Origin of the sequence: Aggregatibacter segnis (genome assembly GCF_003130075.1) — a bacterium.
GTDB classification, from domain to species: domain Bacteria; phylum Pseudomonadota; class Gammaproteobacteria; order Enterobacterales; family Pasteurellaceae; genus Aggregatibacter; species Aggregatibacter segnis_A.
Genome location: NZ_NRCW01000004.1, coordinates 130,197 through 148,117, shown reverse-complemented (window position 1 = coordinate 148,117; position 17,921 = coordinate 130,197). Strand labels below are relative to the sequence as shown.

General features: G+C 43.4%; 16 protein-coding genes. 9 read left to right on the top strand and 7 right to left on the bottom strand.

Going from position 1 to position 17,921, the window contains the following annotated elements; translation table 11 throughout:
* Nucleotides 1-3 precede the first annotated feature (3 nt).
* From DK415_RS06045 to lrp, 4 genes are all read right to left on the bottom strand, one after another.
* A complete protein-coding gene (locus tag DK415_RS06045) occupies nt 4-1,344 on the bottom strand; it encodes a replication-associated recombination protein A (protein WP_109432873.1) in 1,341 nt (446 codons plus the stop codon).
* Between the two features lie 12 nt (nt 1,345-1,356).
* On the bottom strand, nt 1,357-1,974 hold the full coding sequence (gene lolA / locus DK415_RS06040) for an outer membrane lipoprotein periplasmic chaperone LolA (RefSeq protein WP_109432872.1): 618 nt from the start codon (nt 1,972-1,974) through the stop codon (nt 1,357-1,359).
* A 104-nt stretch (nt 1,975-2,078) separates the two neighbouring features.
* On the bottom strand, nt 2,079-4,790 hold the full coding sequence (locus DK415_RS06035) for a DNA translocase FtsK (RefSeq protein WP_109432871.1): 2,712 nt from the start codon (nt 4,788-4,790) through the stop codon (nt 2,079-2,081).
* 17 nt (nt 4,791-4,807) lie between these two features.
* Nucleotides 4,808-5,287, bottom strand: coding sequence for a leucine-responsive transcriptional regulator Lrp (lrp, locus tag DK415_RS06030; RefSeq protein ID WP_006717519.1), 480 nt, complete (start codon nt 5,285-5,287; stop codon nt 4,808-4,810).
* Nucleotides 5,288-5,660: 373 nt separating this feature from the next.
* On the opposite strand from lrp, the gene cspE reads away from it, so the two are divergent.
* Complete coding sequence (gene cspE / locus DK415_RS06025; RefSeq protein ID WP_006717517.1) at nt 5,661-5,870, top strand: transcription antiterminator/RNA stability regulator CspE; 210 nt, start codon at nt 5,661-5,663, stop codon at nt 5,868-5,870.
* Nucleotides 5,871-5,964: 94 nt separating this feature from the next.
* On the opposite strand, the gene radA is transcribed toward cspE, so the two are convergent.
* Both radA and DK415_RS06015 read right to left on the bottom strand, forming a co-directional pair.
* Entirely contained in the window at nt 5,965-7,338 is a 1,374-nt protein-coding gene (gene radA, locus DK415_RS06020) for a DNA repair protein RadA (protein WP_109432870.1), read from the bottom strand.
* Nucleotides 7,339-7,341: 3 nt separating this feature from the next.
* On the bottom strand, nt 7,342-8,415 hold the full coding sequence (locus DK415_RS06015; protein WP_109432869.1) for a CYTH domain-containing protein: 1,074 nt from the start codon (nt 8,413-8,415) through the stop codon (nt 7,342-7,344).
* Nucleotides 8,416-8,573: 158 nt separating this feature from the next.
* Between DK415_RS06015 and DK415_RS06010 the strand changes: the two genes are divergently transcribed.
* From DK415_RS06010 to DK415_RS09510, 8 genes are all read left to right on the top strand, one after another.
* Nucleotides 8,574-9,254: a TIGR00153 family protein gene (locus DK415_RS06010; RefSeq protein WP_006717512.1), complete on the top strand. Its 681-nt coding sequence runs from the start codon at nt 8,574-8,576 to the stop codon at nt 9,252-9,254.
* Nucleotides 9,255-9,279: 25 nt separating this feature from the next.
* On the top strand, nt 9,280-10,545 hold the full coding sequence (locus DK415_RS06005; RefSeq protein WP_109432868.1) for an inorganic phosphate transporter: 1,266 nt from the start codon (nt 9,280-9,282) through the stop codon (nt 10,543-10,545).
* A gap of 77 nt (nt 10,546-10,622) precedes the next feature.
* Nucleotides 10,623-11,234: a TIGR04211 family SH3 domain-containing protein gene (locus DK415_RS06000; RefSeq protein WP_109432867.1), complete on the top strand. Its 612-nt coding sequence runs from the start codon at nt 10,623-10,625 to the stop codon at nt 11,232-11,234.
* A complete protein-coding gene (locus DK415_RS05995) occupies nt 11,234-12,502 on the top strand; it encodes a multifunctional CCA addition/repair protein (protein ID WP_109432866.1) in 1,269 nt (422 codons plus the stop codon). Before DK415_RS06000 ends, DK415_RS05995 begins: the two co-directional genes overlap by 1 nt.
* A gap of 73 nt (nt 12,503-12,575) precedes the next feature.
* Nucleotides 12,576-13,202: a lipoprotein insertase outer membrane protein LolB gene (lolB, locus tag DK415_RS05990; RefSeq protein ID WP_109432865.1), complete on the top strand. Its 627-nt coding sequence runs from the start codon at nt 12,576-12,578 to the stop codon at nt 13,200-13,202.
* Nucleotides 13,199-14,140, top strand: a complete 942-nt coding sequence (ispE, locus tag DK415_RS05985; RefSeq protein WP_109432864.1) for a 4-(cytidine 5'-diphospho)-2-C-methyl-D-erythritol kinase — start codon at nt 13,199-13,201, stop codon at nt 14,138-14,140. The genes lolB and ispE overlap by 4 nt, the downstream gene beginning before the upstream one ends.
* Nucleotides 14,141-14,160: 20 nt before the next feature.
* Entirely contained in the window at nt 14,161-15,111 is a 951-nt protein-coding gene (locus DK415_RS05980) for a ribose-phosphate pyrophosphokinase (protein WP_006717500.1), read from the top strand.
* A gap of 182 nt (nt 15,112-15,293) precedes the next feature.
* Nucleotides 15,294-15,440, top strand: coding sequence for a putative periplasmic lipoprotein (locus DK415_RS09510; protein ID WP_006717498.1), 147 nt, complete (start codon nt 15,294-15,296; stop codon nt 15,438-15,440).
* A 65-nt stretch (nt 15,441-15,505) separates the two neighbouring features.
* Here the strand turns inward: DK415_RS09510 and pbpC are convergent, their stop codons facing one another.
* Entirely contained in the window at nt 15,506-17,863 is a 2,358-nt protein-coding gene (gene pbpC / locus DK415_RS05975) for a penicillin-binding protein 1C (protein ID WP_109432863.1), read from the bottom strand.
* Nucleotides 17,864-17,921 lie beyond the last annotated feature (58 nt).

Genomic DNA, 17,921 nt, shown 5'->3' with positions numbered 1-17,921 from the left:
ACCCTACTTATAACGTTTCTTCTGGCTTTCCTGATCCAATCCTTTTAACCAGTCCAATTTCTCTTTCATCTTAATTTCCATCCCTCTTGTAGTCGGAAAATAAAATTGCGTGTCTTTAAGTTCTGGCGGGAAGTAATTTTCACCGGCAGCATAGGCGTTGGGTTCATCGTGGGCATAGCGATATTCAGCACCGAAACCGAGGTCTTTCATGAGATTGGTTGGCGCGTTGCGGAGGTGTTCCGGCACATCAAAATCAGCTGATTCCGTCGCCAATTTTTTCGCTGCTTTAAAAGCAAGGTAAACCGCATTGCTTTTCGGTGCAACGGCTAAATACACGATAGCTTGTGCAATGGCGCGTTCGCCTTCAGCAGCACCAACGCGGGTAAAACAATCCCAGGCGGCAAGGGCGACTTGCATTGCACGCGGGTCAGCATTGCCCACATCTTCCGAGGCAATTGCTAATAAACGTCGTGCCACATAAAGGGGATCGCCGCCGGCAGTGATAATGCGGGCATACCAATAGAGGGCCGCATCCGGTGCGGATCCGCGAATGGATTTATGTAGCGCAGAAATGAAATCGTAGAATCGGTCGCCTTGTTTGTCGAAGCGCGCTTGGCGTTCACCTAAGACTTCCGTGAGTAAAGTGCGGTCTAAAATTTTGCCGTTTTTCGATTCGGCCGCCATGTCTACCATCATTTCGAGGCAATTCAACGCAAGGCGTGCATCGCCATTGACGTATTCCGCCAAAAGCGACAACAAATTCGCCTGCAAATCTAACCGCACTTTGCCCAAGCCATTTTCCGGATCATCAATGGCTTGTTGCAACACACGCTCAATTTCCTGCGTGGAAAGCGGTTTGAGAATATAAACCCGTGCGCGGGAAAGCAGTGCGTTATTTAATTCAAAGGAAGGATTTTCGGTGGTGGCACCGATAAAAATAATGGTGCCATCTTCAATATGAGGCAGGAACGCATCTTGCTGGCTTTTATTGAAACGGTGAACTTCATCCACAAACAAAATGGTGCGCAAACCCGCCAATTTATTTTGTTTGGCTTTTTCGATAGCTTCGCGAATTTCTTTAATGCCGCTGGTGACAGCAGAAATTCTTTCGACTTCAGCGTTAATGCGTTGCGCGATAATTTCCGCCAACGTGGTTTTGCCGGTGCCGGGAGGGCCCCAGAAAATCATGGAATGAACATAACCTGCCTCAATCGCTTTGCGCAACGGTTTACCTTCGCCCAACAAATGAGACTGGCCACAATACTGCGCCAAGGTGGTTGGGCGCATTCTGGCCGCTAAAGGGCGAAAATCATTTTCGTTGAAATCAAAGCTAAAGTTAGACATGGTTCAATTCGCTTATTTTTTACGTTGGTCGTCCAATTCTACGCCTTTCGGTACGCTAAATTTAAACAAACCGCTATCTAAATGTTGGTTGGTAATATTGCGCAAGATATATTGATTAGACTGCCCGTCTTTTTCAATGGTACTAAAACCTTTTAATACGCCGTTTTGATCGATACGAATATCAAATTGCTTGATATTGCTGTTTTTGGCTTTCGGTTTTAACACGAAAGTGTCATCTTTTTGTTCCACCGAATATTGCGCCCAATGGCTTTTGTCATTACTGGTCAACAACACGAACGGCGTATTATTTACCGCCTCTTTTACCCAATTGGCCGTCACTTGTTCCACAAAGGGATCATAGAACCAAAGGGTTTGTCCATCGGCAATAATTTGGGTTTCTTGTGGTGATTTGGTGTCCATGCGGAACAAATTCGGACGCTTAATTTGTAACTTTCCGTTGCCTTGTTGCACATTTTTACCATTTGCCGAACTCACCGTTTGTGCAAAATCGGCACTTAACGTATCCACTTTATTTAAGCGATTTTGTAGCTCAATATCCGCATTTGCCCACACAACAGAGGCTATCGACAAAAGAGAAAGTGCGGTGAGTTTTTGAAACGTTTTTTTCATGTTATTCAATTCCTTATTAAGATTGCCTTTCGTCGCCTCATTTATGAATCGATTAAACAGCAAAAAATACAGTAACCCTTTGACCTCAAAAGGTGAGATTTATTCTAATAATCTGCCCCACGCGCCAAAATCTCACGTTTGCCGTTTTGCAATGGCGAGACGATACCCTGCTCTTCCAGTTGATCCATGATATTCGCGGCACGGTTAAAGCCCACACGGAAACGGCGTTGAATCGCAGAAATTGAGGTGGTACCTGTACTAACAACAAACTCGACCACTTCATCAAACAACTCATCGGTCTCGCCCGAGCTATCACCTAACCGTTCTAAGGCGTCTTCATCCTCGTTGCCGTCTAAGATGCCATCAATGTAATTTGGTTTGCCACGCGCTCTCCAATCGTCTGCGACACGGCCGACTTCATCATCAGTCATAAAGGCACCGTGAATACGGATTAATTCGGTAGAGCCTTGCGGTGAATACAACATATCGCCCTTGCCCAGCAAAGATTCCGCACCACTGGCATCGAGAATCGTACGTGAGTCAATTTTCGTTGCCACAGTGAAAGCAATACGGCTCGGCACATTGGCTTTGATTAAACCGGTAATGACATCCACAGAAGGACGTTGCGTTGCCAAAATCAAGTGAATCCCTACTGCGCGGGCTTTTTGCGCCAAACGCGCAATCAGTTCTTCCACCTGCTTGCCGGCAACCATCATTAAATCAGCAAATTCATCCACAACGACTACAATATAACTCAGTTTCTCCAACGGAGGCGGAAGTTGCTCCATAGAATCACTCGGACGCCATAATGGATTTGGAATTGGCATTTTTAACGCATTGTATTCATCAATTTTCTCATTGAAACCTTCAATATTACGCACTCGTAAAGCAGACAATAATTGATAGCGGCGCTCCATTTCATCCACACACCAACGCAACGCATTGGCGGCTTTTTTCATGTCCGTAACGACTTCCGTTAATAAGTGAGGAATGTCATTATAGACGGATAATTCCACCACTTTCGGGTCAATCATGATGAACTTCACTTCTTCCGGTTTTACGCGGTAAAGCAAGCTTAAAATCATCGTATTCACCCCAACGGATTTCCCGGAACCAGTCGTTCCCGCCACTAATAAATGTGGCATTTTTGCGAGATCCACAATCATGGGTTTACCACTAATATCTTTACCTAACGCCATGGAAAGCAGGGCTTTTGCATTGCGGAATTCATCGCTATCGAGCACATCACGAAGCGGCACCATTTGACGATGATCATTCGGCGTTTCAATACCAATATAAGGCTTGCCGGGAATCACTTCTGCCACACGAATCGCACGGAACATCAACGCGCGCGCTAAGTCTGTATCTAACGCAGTGACTTTGGCCGCTTTTACCCCCGGATCTAATTCCAGTTCATAACGAGTCACTACCGGCCCAACCAACACATCTTTCACTTTTGCCTTCACATTGAAATTGCGTAACTGTTGTTCAATACGTTGCGAAGTTTCCACAATTTCTTCTTGAGTAATATTTTGAGCTTTGCTTTGGTGACGTTCCAATAAATCCAAGCTCGGCAATGGTGTGCTCGGTTTTTCAACGTTAGCTTTATTCTGTTGGAATGCCGGATGAACGAGAGAATCGCCATAAGGTTTATATTGTGGCGTGATCTGAGACTCTGTTGCTTCAGCCTCTTCTGTTTCGCTCACTGACAGCGCAACCACAGTTGTTTCATGATGAACTTGAGTCGGTTGTAAAGTTTCTTCAGACACATTCGCCTGTGGCACTGCTAAAGACACCGTCGGCATCATTTCCTGTTCTGAAAAATCATGGGAAAAATCTACCGCACTTTGAAGTTCAGTCGCCGGTTCCACATGTGCTTGTACTGATGATAAAGACGTTTGAGTAAGTGAAGTAGCAGCAAACGCAGACTGAGGCGTCGGTGTGGCAATGGTCACATTCGGTAATACCTCTTGCTGCTCAAAGTCATAAGGAATGAACGTGTCAGAAGTATCACCCTCTTTTTCCGTAGTAATCGTCATACTGTCAGAAGACACTGATGTCGTTTCTTCAGAGAGTCCGGTGATGTGAAGCTGATGATTTGATTCCGTCCCTGTTTCTGCTGAATTTTCTTCAGACACAGCTTTTGCCTGCGTCATTAGGCTTTCTTGGGAGACCAAAATAATTTCTTCTTTTTCTTCAGCGGAAACATTTTCATCCGATTGCGGTTGCGTTTCTTCAGCTGGCGGCGTTTGCATGGTTAACCATTGATAAAAACGAAGCAATAGGCGGATAAACGAAGCACCGGAACACAAAATAAATCCCGCGAGAGCAAAAATCCCTGCAAAGACAAGCAACCCGAATTTTCCGGCCGCCTCATAGAACGTTAAAGTAAGCCAACCGCCTAGCACACCACCGGATAAATAATTTGCCGTGTTGTTAAAGGACAATGTACAAATGACTGTTAACCCGCAAAGCAATAAAATAAAGCCGAATGTCCGCAAACTAAATTTCGTCCATGTCAGCGAAGTCGCCCGTTTAGTACGAATTAAATACGCGGGAATAAAACACAACATGAACGGAATAACATTCCCCACGTAACCGAAAAGTACAAAAAATAAATCCACAAACCATGCACCGAATGCGCCGGCTTTGTTGATGGTATCCGGTGCAAAACTGGAGGTCGCCCAAGAATTATCCAACGGCGTATATCCCGACCAAGCAATGATCAGATAAAACCCGAAAAGTGCGGTCATGCCTAGCAACAAATTTAATAAATAATATTTCGGGGAAAAATGTTCGGTAATACGTTTAATCATGCGTTACGACTTTATCTCTATTTCAACTGTAAAAAATTGGTTTGTTTGACTTCTTCCATTACCACATAAGTGCGAGTGTCATTCACGCCGGGTAACCGTAGCAAAGTGGTCCCCAGCAATTTACGGTACGCTGCCATATCCGCCACTCGGGTTTTCAATAAATAATCGAAATCACCGGAAACCAAATGGCATTCTTGAATTTCATCCAACTGTTGTACTGCTAAATTAAATTCTTCAAAGACATCCGGTTTACCACGGACTAAAGTAATTTCTACGATCACTAACAATGGCGAATCCAATAATTCCGGATTCAGTAAGGCGCGATATCCCATAATCACCCCTTGTTTCTCCAAACGTTTTACACGTTCTAAACAAGGTGTCGGTGATAATCCCACTTTTTTGGACAAATCTATGTTGGAAATTTTGCCGTTGCGTTGTAATTCATTGAGTATTTTTATATCAATAGCATCTAAAGCTTTTGTTAATTTCTTTTCCATGTGTGACGTTCGTATGAATGAGAGAAAATAGTGATTAATTCTAGCCTATTTGGCCCAATATTGCAGTAAGAAAGTAGAAAGCTCTCCAATATTCATTTAATACAAAATTTAATTTGTTTAACTCTATTTTGCATTCAATCAAAGAACAATACAGATCTGAGCAAAAAGAGATTGTTTTCATTTCTTTCGCGTGTTCTAATGAGCACCCGCTAGACAATCACTTCAGTAAGTTAGTTATTTCGGTTCTTCCTCATTCAAGTTTTGAATTTGTGCTTTGAAGATTCAATTTATCCATCTCTATTTAAGTTAAATCGCTAGCAATTCGTGCTGAACATAAGCACACAATTTCATTATTTCAAATAAGGAAGACAACATGTCTAAATTAAACGGCACCGTAAAATGGTTCAATTCAACAAAAGGTTTCGGTTTTATCGCCCCAGAAGATGGTTCTAAAGATGTATTCGTACACTTCTCCGGCATCGTGGGTAATAATTTCCGTACTTTAAACGAAGGCGACCGTGTTGCTTTTAACGTACAAGATTCCCAACGTGGTCCAACAGCCGTTGACGTTGAAGTGATTTAAGAAACATTTCTACATAAAAATAGCCCTTCTCAAAAGGGCTATTTTTTTATCTATCGTTTTTATTCATCCGCATTTTCAAAAGTGCGGTCATTTTTTAAAGCGAATCTAAGATCCCTAGTGCATCAACAAGTTTCTTCACAGTAAACACTTGCATGTTTTCCACCGCATGTTTCGGCTTATTTCCGAAGGGGACAATCGCGCGTTTAAAGCCATGTTTTGCGGCCTCGCTAATGCGTTCCTGCCCACTTGGCACAGGGCGAATTTCACCGGCTAATCCCACCTCGCCAAACACCACAAGATCTTGTGGTAACGGACGGTTACGAAAGCTGGAAATCAGCGCCAAAAGCAACGCCAAATCGGCACTGGTTTCGGTAACTTTAACACCGCCAACGACATTCACAAACACATCTTGATCCGCCATTTGCAATCCCCCGTGGCGATGTAACACAGCCAGTAATAAAGCAAGACGATTTTGCTCCAACCCTACGGCAACACGACGTGGATTAGCGAGCATAGAATGATCCACCAGCGCTTGAATTTCCACCAACAACGGGCGTGTACCTTCCCATAGCACCATCACCGAGCTACCGGGCGTTTGTTCATCACCGCGACTTAAAAAGATTGCCGATGGGTTTTTCACTTCACGCAAACCTTGTTCTGTCATGGCAAATACGCCCAACTCATTCACGGCACCAAAGCGGTTTTTGTGGCTACGCAGGGTGCGGTAGCGGGAATCTGTTTCGCCTTCCAATAATAAGGAACAGTCGATGGCATGCTCTAACACCTTCGGCCCGGCAAGGGTACCGTCTTTGGTGACATGCCCCACCATAATGATTGCCACTTGCCGGGTTTTTGCATAACGCGTTAAAAAAGAAGCACATTCACGCACTTGTGCCACACTGCCCGGTGATGATTGAATATCCGCCAAATGCATTACCTGAATAGAGTCGATCACGATAATTTGCGGTTTTAATTGATCCGCCAAATTACAAATCTGCTCGACGGAAGTTTCCGACAGCATATTCAGTTTTTCCGGTGGTAAACCGAGGCGTTTGGCACGCATGGCGACCTGTTGCAAGGACTCTTCACCGGTCACATAAAGTGCGGTCATTTTTTGCGACAAATGACACATCACCTGCAACAATAATGTACTTTTCCCCGCGCCAGGATGACCTCCAATCAGAATGGCACTGCCCGGTACTACCCCGCCGCCCAGCACGCGATCCAGTTCATAAAAACCACTGCTAAAACGCGGAGTTTCTTGTAGGCTAATTTCACTTAACGTTTGAATTTTGGCGCGAGTCTCACCGGCATAGCCACTAAATCGATCCGCTTTATTATTTGGCGTAGAAACCAACCGCACTTCAGTGATGGTATTCCAAGCTTTACAAGCGCCACACTGCCCTTGCCAACGGGAATATTCCGCGCCGCAATCGTTACAAACATAAGCTGTTTTTGTTTTCGCCATAGGTTATCCGCCGATCGTTAACGTCATCAGGTGAAGCATGCGTTGTGCATATTGCGGCGTTTGAATAAGATCGAGCAATTTATTCATCGCCAACGCATTATCTTTCGTCTCACTGTGCAAACGAATGACCTCATGCAGTTTCACCAAAACATCCGCATTCGCTTCAGTTAAATCGTTCAACGCATTTTCCTGTGCATAATGTTGATTCGCTGCCAGCTGTTCATTCAACGCTGCTTCTAATAAAGATTTATTGTCTTCGTAATAATGATACAGGTTGAAAAAAGCCCCAACGCGCTCTACGGTTTTAATAAAATCCGATACAAAAAAATGAGCCCCTAAAGCGAGCGTTTCTTCCACTAAAGACTGCTCATAAGCTAAAAGTGCGGTCAATTTTTCCGTTGTTTTTTGCATCCGTTTTTCCGAATACAAAAAGCCGCGCCACTGTTCAATCCAATCACCGGCTTTCATCGTTTTATTTTGGGCTAATTGATACCCGCGTTTTGCTTTACTGACGGAATAAAAATGTACCTTGCCCGCATAATGGGTTAAAAAATCAGCGACAAAGGCAAAAAATGGCCTCAATTCACCAGACTTTACTTCAAACTCAATTTCACGAATAGGCTGTTGTTTGTCACCTGCAATAACATTTCCCTGATCAAAAGCCACTTCAATTTGGCAATCGGGCGTATATTGAACCAGCCATGTTTGGCGCATAAAGTCGGTGCTAAAAATCGGCTGTAAGGGCTCATCAACATTTTCTAATACAAGCCCGTGCTGACGGATTAACGCTGCTAAATTAGGTTCTGATGTCGGTAATTCCACATTATATTCCGGACGCACATGCAACCCACCGGATACTTTGCCATCGGTTTTTAAGGTCAAGGTGTAATGGTCATCTTGCTGACGCACACGCAAGCCCATTTTCTGTTGAGTGAAATAGTTATCGGCAGTGTCGTAATAGGTATTGGCTAAAAAGGCTTTTTGCTGATCGATAACGTGAAAATGATGTAGCAGGGTATTGAGCTGTTCCTCATGAATATCACCGACCGCTAATTTCAATTCAATTTCGTTTACCATGATAAAATCCTTTAAGATCATAAAGTTTTGTATTTACTCTGAATTCACGGGTTTTATTATCCAATAAAAGCCTGATTTTTTCGATTAAAATCGTGAATTTTTCATTTACATCAGGTAATATGCGCGTGAATTATTAACCTTAATTAGGAGTCATCTTCATGGCAATGAATAACATCCTTGGATTATTTGCCCACTCCCCTTTAAAGCCGTTACAAAAACACTCCAATAAAGTCACTGAATGCTGTGAATTATTGGTTCCTTTCTTTGAAGCGATCTTCCGTGAAGACTGGAATGCCGCTGAACAATTCCGTTTAGATATTTCCGCTCATGAGCGTCAAGCCGATGCGTTAAAACGTGAAATCCGTTTGAAATTACCACGCGGTTTATTCATGCCGATTGAACGTACCGATTTATTAGAATTGGTCACACAACAAGACAAATTAGCGAATTACGCAAAAGACATCGCCGGCCGTATGGTTGGACGCCAATTCGGTATTCCGCCGGAAATGCACGATGAATTTATGAGTTATGTGAGACGCAGCTTAGACGCCACCGAACAAGCCCATAAAGTGATCGAAGAAATGGATCAATTATTAGAAACCGGTTTCAAAGGTCGCGAATTAAACTTTGTTAATCAAATGATTAACGAGTTGGATATCATTGAAGATGATACCGATCAGATGCAAATCAAATTAAGAAAAATGCTTTATGAGGTTGAAGGTCGTTACAACCCAATCGATGTCATGTTCTTATATAAAATTATTGAATGGGTTGGCGTGCTTGCCGACCAAGCACAACGAGTCGGTTCACGCATTGAATTAATGCTGGCTCGCTCATAATTTCCATTTACTTAGGTATTTTTCAATGGAACTACTTCATCAATACGGCTCATTATTAATTTTCATTACAGCCGTTTTTGGCTTTTTCATGGCCTTTGGCGTAGGAGCCAACGATGTTTCAAATGCAATGGGAACATCCGTTGGCTCAGGAACAATCACAGCAAAACAAGCCATTATTATTGCAATGATTTTTGAAGCGTCAGGTGCTTATCTTGCTGGTGGCGAAGTCACCGAAACCATCAAAAGCGGCATTATCGACACCATGCAATTTGTTGCCGAGCCGGAAGTGCTGGTCTTTGGTATGATGTCGGCCTTATTCGCTTCAGGTACATGGTTATTAATCGCCTCCCGCATGGGCTGGCCGGTATCCACTACTCACTCTATCGTCGGTGCGATCATCGGTTTTGCTTGCGTGACTGCAGGACCGCACTCTGTTGACTGGAGCAATATTAAAAATATTGTAGGTAGCTGGTTTATCACCCCCTTACTTGCCGGTTTACTTGCTTACGCTATTTTTATCAGCACACAAAAACTGATTTTCGATACAGAAAGTCCTTTCAGAAATGCACAAAAATACGGCCCTTACTACATGGGCATCACCATTTTTATTTTGTGTATCGTGACCTTAAACAAAGGGTTAAAACACGTTGGATTGAATTTAAGTAGCATGGAGAATTTACTGATTTCTTTTGCTATCGGTATTATTTCCATTATTTACAGCCACTTTTATTTCCGTAGCATCAAATTTAAATACAAAATGTTGGAAGGCGGCTCCTTCGGCGGGGTAGAAAAAGTCTTCAGTATTCTGATGTTGATGACCGCTTGCGCCATGGCGTTTGCCCATGGATCAAACGATGTAGCCAATGCAATTGGCCCACTTTCTGCGGTTGTTGCCATTATTGAAAGTGGCGGTCAGATTGTTAACAACGTTCCCCTTGCGTGGTGGATTCTACCTTTAGGCGCCGCAGGGATCGTTGTTGGTTTAATTGTTATGGGTTATAAAGTGATGGCAACCATCGGTACCGGCATTACAGATCTGACCCCTAGCCGTGGTTTTGCCGCCCAATTTGCTACCGCGACCACCGTGGTTATCGCGTCCGGCACCGGATTGCCGATTTCCACTACGCAAACCCTTGTTGGTGCGGTATTAGGTATCGGTTTTGCGCGCGGTATCGCGGCCATTAACTTAAACGTTATTCGTAATATTGTTGTTTCTTGGGTGGTTACGCTACCGGCCGGTGCGTTCTTCGCCATTATTATTTATTACCTCTTAACAACTATTTTCCATTAATCCTGTCTGAAAAAGTGCGGTCAATATTTACGTTAAAATTTCACCGCACTTTTCGTTTTTTTATAAAGGATTTCCCTATGCAAAAAGCTTTATCTACACTGCTTGCGCTATTTTGCTTCACTGTTGGCATGTCTGCCGCACAAGGAGAAACAAAATACGTCACAGAAAACCTCTCCACGTTTTTACGCAAAGGCGCCGGTGAACAATTTAAAATTGCCGGTACCATTCAAGCAGGCGAAGCCGTTACCGTATTAGATAAAAAAGATCGTTACACACTGGTTCGCGACAGTAAAAACCGTGAAGCCTGGATTTTAAGCAGTGAACTCAGTACTAACGCCAGTAGCAAAGATGAAAATCCAAGATTAAAAAATCAAATTCAAGAATTGAGTTTAAAACTCAATCGGTTAGACGATGATTGGCAAAAACGCACCGTAGAAATGCAACGCCGAACCAAACAGGCGGAGCAACAAAGTAGCGAATTATTAGAACAAAATTCCCAACTCAAACGGGAGTTGGAAATGACCAAAAATAAAAATCGTGATTTAGAAGCCATGTTAGATGCCGGCAAACGCGAAATTGCCATTCAATGGTTCATCTACGGCGGTTCGGTACTTGGCGTGGGATTAGTTCTCGGCTTAGTATTACCGCTTATTATGCCTAAACGCCGTCGTCGCGATAGTTGGTCATAATGGCGGAAAAATTTCACGTCTATTTAGTCGGAGGCGCAGTTCGCGATCAGCTCCTCAACCTCCCCGTCAAAGATCGGGATTGGGTGATTGTGGGCGCCACGCCACAAGATTTATTGAATCAAGGCTATCAACAAGTCGGTAAAGACTTCCCGGTTTTTCTCCATCCACAAAACAAAGAAGAGTATGCTTTGGCGCGTACTGAACGCAAAGCGGGCAGAGGTTACACCGGCTTTATTTGCGATTTTTCAGCTGACATCACGTTAGAACAAGATTTAGTTCGTCGCGATCTCACCATTAACGCTATTGCGCAAGATTTAGCCGGCAATTTATACGACCCCTATCATGGTGTGGAAGATCTAGAAAAACGTGTTTTGCGTCATGTTTCCCCCGCATTTTCGGAAGATCCTTTACGTGTCTTACGAGTTGCCCGTTTTGCTGCTCGCTATCATTACTTAGGCTTCAACATCGCTGACGAAACTCTACAATTAATGACCGCACTTAGTGCGCAAGGAGAGCTACAGCATCTGACGGCCGAGCGTGTTTGGGCAGAAACTGAAAAAGCCTTAAATGAAAAAAATCCTGAAATTTACTTTGAAACCTTGCGTCAAGTTGGTGCACTCAAAGTACTCTTTCCCGAATTAGATGCCCTTTATGGTGTGCCAAATCCGGCAAAATATCATCCGGAAATCGACAGTTTTGTGCATACAATGATGGTATTACAACAGGCAACACAGCTTTCAGAACAGGTCGATTGTCATAAAAGTGCGGTGCGTTTTGCCGCTATTTGTCATGACTTAGGCAAAGCCTGTACCCCAAAACAAAACTGGCCGCATCACCACGGACATGAAAAACTGGGCGTTGCACCGACAAAAAGCCTGTGTAAACGTTTAAAAGTGCCGACGTATTATCAACAACTGGCAGAACTCACCTGTGAATATCATTCACATGTACACAAAGTGTTTGAGCTACGCCCTGAAACGATCGTAAAACTCTTTAATACCTTTGATGTATGGCGTAAGCCATTGCGTTTTATGGAATTTCTTCTTGTTTGTTTTGCCGATACACGAGGCCGTAAAGGATTTGAACACATTCAATACCCTCAACAGGAATTTGCCATTGCCTTGTATCAAGCCGCATTAAAAGTAGATATTCAATCAATTATCGCTGCCGGTTTTGAAAACAAAGCCATTCGTGATCAACTTAATCGCGGACGTATTTTTGCCGTCAAACAAAAACGCCAAGAAATCTTACCGCACTTTAAACCTTAAATCGGCATCGAATGCTTTACGCGACAATAGGCGAGCCGTAAAATCAGTGTTATTTTTATCAAACAGGTTATGTATGAAAACCGTTAAATTTTCTCTTTTGATTCTCTTCGCCGGACTGTTATTGGGCGGCTGTACCGTCGATCAGCAACGCCCTACCGATGTAAAATACATCGAAAAAACGGATCCCACATGGCAACAGCATTTAAAACAGTTACAACAAATCAAAAGTTACCAAGCTTTAGGCCAACTGGGTTATATCAGCACGAAAGAACGTTTCTCTACCCGTTTTGACTGGCAATATCACCATCCACAAAATTACACGTTGAAACTTTATTCCACACTCAGCAGCGAAACGTTACAAATTCAAATGCACCCACAAGGCATGACGATTTCCGATAATAAAGGACGTCAACGTTCTGCGGCTGATGCCAAAATGCTACTCAGAGAAATTATCGGCATGGATTTCCCATTGGATGAATTTGTCTTTTGGCTAAAAGGTCAACCGAAAGATAACAGCGACTATTTAGTGGCAGAAAATCACTTCCTCGGTTCTTTTACCCATCGCGTTGATGGTAAAACATGGACGGCAGATTATCTGTCCTATCACCTCAATCGCCAGCCACCGATGCCGGAAAATATCTTACTGAAAACCGAGGGACAAACCCTGAAAATTCGCGTGGATGAATGGAACTTAAAATGAAAACATACCAATTTTCCACCGCACTTTTAGTGCCAGAAAGCTTAAATAATGAAGCCGGCCTGCGTTTCCCTTGCCCGGCGAAATTAAATCTTTTCTTGTATATCAACGGAAAACGCTCGGATGGTTATCACGAATTACAAACCCTATTTCAATTTGTGGATTTTGGCGATTGGCTATCGATTAAGGTAAGAAATGACGGCAAAATCAATTTAATTTCGCCAATCGCTGATTTGGCACCTGAAGATAATTTGATTTATCGTGCGGCACATTTATTACAGCAAAAAACCGGTTGCTCACTCGGCGCGGATTTGCAATTAGATAAAATTCTGCCTATCGGTGGTGGCGTGGGTGGAGGCTCCTCTAACGCGGCAACGGCTCTCGTTGCCTTAAATCATTTATGGCAAACCCATTTAGACACCGAGCAACTTGCCGCTCTTGGTTTAAGCTTAGGTGCAGATGTTCCCATTTTCGTGCATGGCAAAGCCGCATTTGCCGAAGGCGTAGGTGAAAAAATCACCTATTGCGAACCACCGGAGAAGTGGTATCTCGTGATCAAGCCGAATGTGTCTATTTCTACTGCCGTGGTTTTTTCCTCCCCTGATTTACCGCGAAATACCCCGAAAAAATCACTACAACAATTATTGTCCGAAGAATACGTAAACGATTGCGAAAAAGTTGTACGAGATCACTATTCAGAGGTTGAAGAAATACTGAACTGGTTGGTAAAATATGCTCCGGCAAGATTAACAGGAACCGGCGCTTGTGTTTTTGCGGAATTTGACGATGAAGAATCTGCTCAATCCGTGCTCAACGACATGCCAAAAGCGTACTTTGGATTTGTCGCTAAAGGATTAAACGTTTCACCGTTACGCACGATGTTGGAACAGCTTAAAAGTGAAAATTCGGTTTCTCCGTTAACCCCTAATTTTATCATCTAACACCTGAGGTCAAACTTACAATGCCAGATATTAAACTCTTCGCCGGTAACGCTACACCGGAACTCGCCAAGCGTATTTCAATATGCTTAAAAACGAAATTAAGCGATGCAACCGTTGGTCGTTTCAGCGATGGTGAAGTACAAGTGCAAATCAATGAAAATGTTCGCGGTAGCGATGTATTTATCATTCAATCAACCTGTGCACCAACAAATGACAACTTGATGGAATTATTGGTTATGGTTGATGCATTACGTCGCGCGTCTGCCGGTCGTATTACTGCCGTAATCCCTTATTTCGGTTATGCCCGCCAAGACCGCCGCGTTCGTTCTGCTCGTGTACCGATTACAGCAAAAGTAGTTGCCGACTTCTTATCCGGCGTTGGCGTTGACCGTGTGTTAACCTGCGATTTACACGCAGAACAAATCCAAGGTTTCTTTGACGTACCGGTAGATAACGTATTCGGTTCTCCGGTATTAATCGATGACATTTTGAAAAAAACCGACTTAGTGAATCCAATCGTTGTATCTCCGGACATCGGTGGTGTGGTACGTGCCCGTGCTGTGGCGAAATTATTAAACGACACCGACATGGCGATTATCGACAAACGCCGTCCACGTGCTAACGTTTCTCAAGTAATGCACATTATTGGTGATGTGGCAGATCGTGACTGTATCTTGGTGGATGACATGATCGACACCGGCGGCACCTTATGCAAAGCGGCTGAAGCCTTAAAAGAACGTGGTGCTAAACGCGTCTTCGCTTACGCTACACATGCGGTATTCTCAGGTTCTGCCGCGAAAAACCTTGCCAGCGATGCGCTAGACGAAGTTGTCGTGACAGACACCATTCCGTTGACTGACGAAATTATCGCATTAGGTAAAGTTCGCTCACTGACATTATCCAAAATGCTTGCAGAAGCAATTCGTCGTATCAGCAACGAAGAATCCATCTCTGCAATGTTTGATGAATAAGCGAAAAATACATATAAAATCAACCGCACTTTAAATGACAAAAGGCTTAGAAAACTAAGCCTTTTGTTTTTAGTTCAAATCCATGTTTCCGTTTTCAATTATTATCCCCTCATTTCCTCGCCTTGAATCCCCTTTCCCTATGTTATAATGACGGCAACATTTTTGACGCATAGAGGTATCACATGAAAAAACTTATTTTAGTCTTCACAGCAATTTTAACCATCACCGCCTGCTCTCAACCAAAAGATATTTATTTCAATGGCTCCGAAGGCTCTCACTCCGGTTTAAAATTCGATAAAAACACCAAAACATTGGGTATCAACAATTAACGCCAAATCCTATCTCAAAGTGCGGTAGAAAATTTACCTATTTTTTCAACCGCACTTTCATTTCCTTAATGGGTGATTTTCACCGTCACATTAATGGTTGTGCGATAGCCAGCCTCATCAACAACCGTTATTTGATAAGTGCCGATGCCTGTCGGTTTCCATAAAAATGTTTCATCTGCTCTGCTTTCACCTAAATACGCGTTATTCACAAACCAATAAAGATGCTGAACTTCGCCTGATGTCGTGGCAATTAACGGAATGTGGTCTTCTACGCTATTCGTATTAATAAAATAAGTCCGATTTTCCAGTGGTGAGGTAATTTTCAGCGGATTATGTGTGATCTGTTGTAAAGATTGGCTTTGCTGTTCATAAGGGCATTCCGCATTGACCATCGGGCTACGTTTCATGATTCCGGCTTGAGCAAACAATTTTTGATAGTCGCTGCTCCAGATCTCATAAATTTTTTGTTCGGTCTCCTCACTCGGATCCGTTGCGCAAGCTAAAACATCTGAGCCTTTACGTACGCGTAACTGCTGATAAATATGGCTCACCTGAATCGGCGATTTACCGGGAATAAAAAGGGTATTGGTGAGTTGTTGGCAATATCTATTCGATAAGTTGCCGTCAGCGGCACATACCGGAACATCTTTTAAAGTTAACTTTTCGCGGCTAAGCGGATCTTGCATCGTCGGAGATTGCGCAATAATCGCATCTGCCAACTGTAAAAATAATGGAGCAGCCAGGCGACGCCCGATAAAGTGCGGGTTGCTTTTATTGTTAAAATTGCCAAACCACACGACCAACGTGTAATTGCCGAAGTAGCCTGCTGTCCAAGCATCACGCAATCCGTTAGATGTGCCGGTTTTCCAATAAATCGGTAACTTGGTTTTAATGGCTTTGTTATAAATATCGGTGCGAATATTCTGCGATAAGATGTCGCCCAACATATAGCTGCTTTCCGGACTTAATAACGAGGCACGTTGTTCTGCAGAAACGTCTTTCAAGGATTGCAATGGTTGCCATTTTCCCCCATTGGCAAGGGCAGCATATAAACCAGCCAGCTGTTGCATGGAAAGCTCTGCACCGCCTAACACCAACGACAAGCCATAATGGGCTTTTTCCTTCGGCAAAACAATTTCCGCTTGTTTCAGCAAATCGTAAAGATCAGGATATTTCAGACGTTGTGCCATCTCGACGGCAGGAATATTGCGACTTTGTAATAATGCCTGCGTAACGCTGACCGGTCCGAGAAAATTACCTTCATAATTCTCCGGTTGATAATCGGCAAAATTCGTCGGCAAATCTTTTAATATCGTTTTAGGATGGGCTAGCCCTTGATCAAAGGCTAAGCCATAAATAAACGGCTTCAAGGTCGAACCATAAGAACGTTTTGCCAGCGTACCGTTAATTTGTCCGCTGATTTGCGGATTAAAATAATCACCGGAACCTACCAAAGCTTTAATTTGCATGGTGCGATTATCCACCAACAATACCGCCAGATTATTCACGCCATAGGTTTTTTGTTGTTGCAAATAGCGTTGGCTGATTCGCTCAACCAAACGCTGTAAGCCGCTGTTTAAACTGGTGACAAGACGTCCATTTTGCGTTTCCTCTTTTTCTGCATATTGTTGCAACACTTGGTCGGTAAAGTGCGGTGCGAAAAACGGAAGTTTTTCAATGGGGCGTAAAGGATAATTTAATTTGAAATGGGATTGCCATTGGCGATCTTGCGGATGAGTTTCCACCCAACGGGCATACAATTTATTACGGGCATTAAACAGTTGCGGATTCAGTTGCTGATTATTCTGTTGAATGTAGCCGTTCGGGTTTTTTGGCAAAATCGCTAAAGTCATAGCCTCCGCTAAATTTAGGTTTTTGTTGGCACGATTAAAATAAATCAGGCTTGCCGTCCCAGCACCTTCAATGTTTCGTCCATAAGGCGCAAAGTTGAAATAGGCTTCTAAAATATCCTGTTTGGAATATTGCAACTCTAATTGAACGGCACGGAAAATTTGCTCGATTTTCCCGAGGATAGTGCGGCTGTCAATATTCCATAAAATTCGTGCCAGTTGCATGGTGATGGTAGACCCACCCTGCGGTGAGCCTCCGAACAAATAGGTTTGTGCTGCTCCACGCAGCAAGCCGTAAGGGTTCACCCCAAAATGATAATAAAACCATTCATCTTCCTGAAAAAGCACGGCATCCACTAATTGTGGCGAAAGTTCTTCTAATGGCGTCCACAGGCGATATTTCTGATCTTTTGCTGTTGTTAGGCGTAATAAATTCTGCTGTTCGTCATACACGGCAACGGAATAGGGAAAGCGTTGCTTCAAGGGTTCATGAGGTAAAAAATGAACCACCGCGGCCGTAAGCAATAAACCGCATAAAACAACATAGAGACATTGACGAAATTTCTGTGACATAACCATCAAACGTGACTAAAAAACAAAAAGTGCGGTAGCTTTTCAATGTGTTTTATCA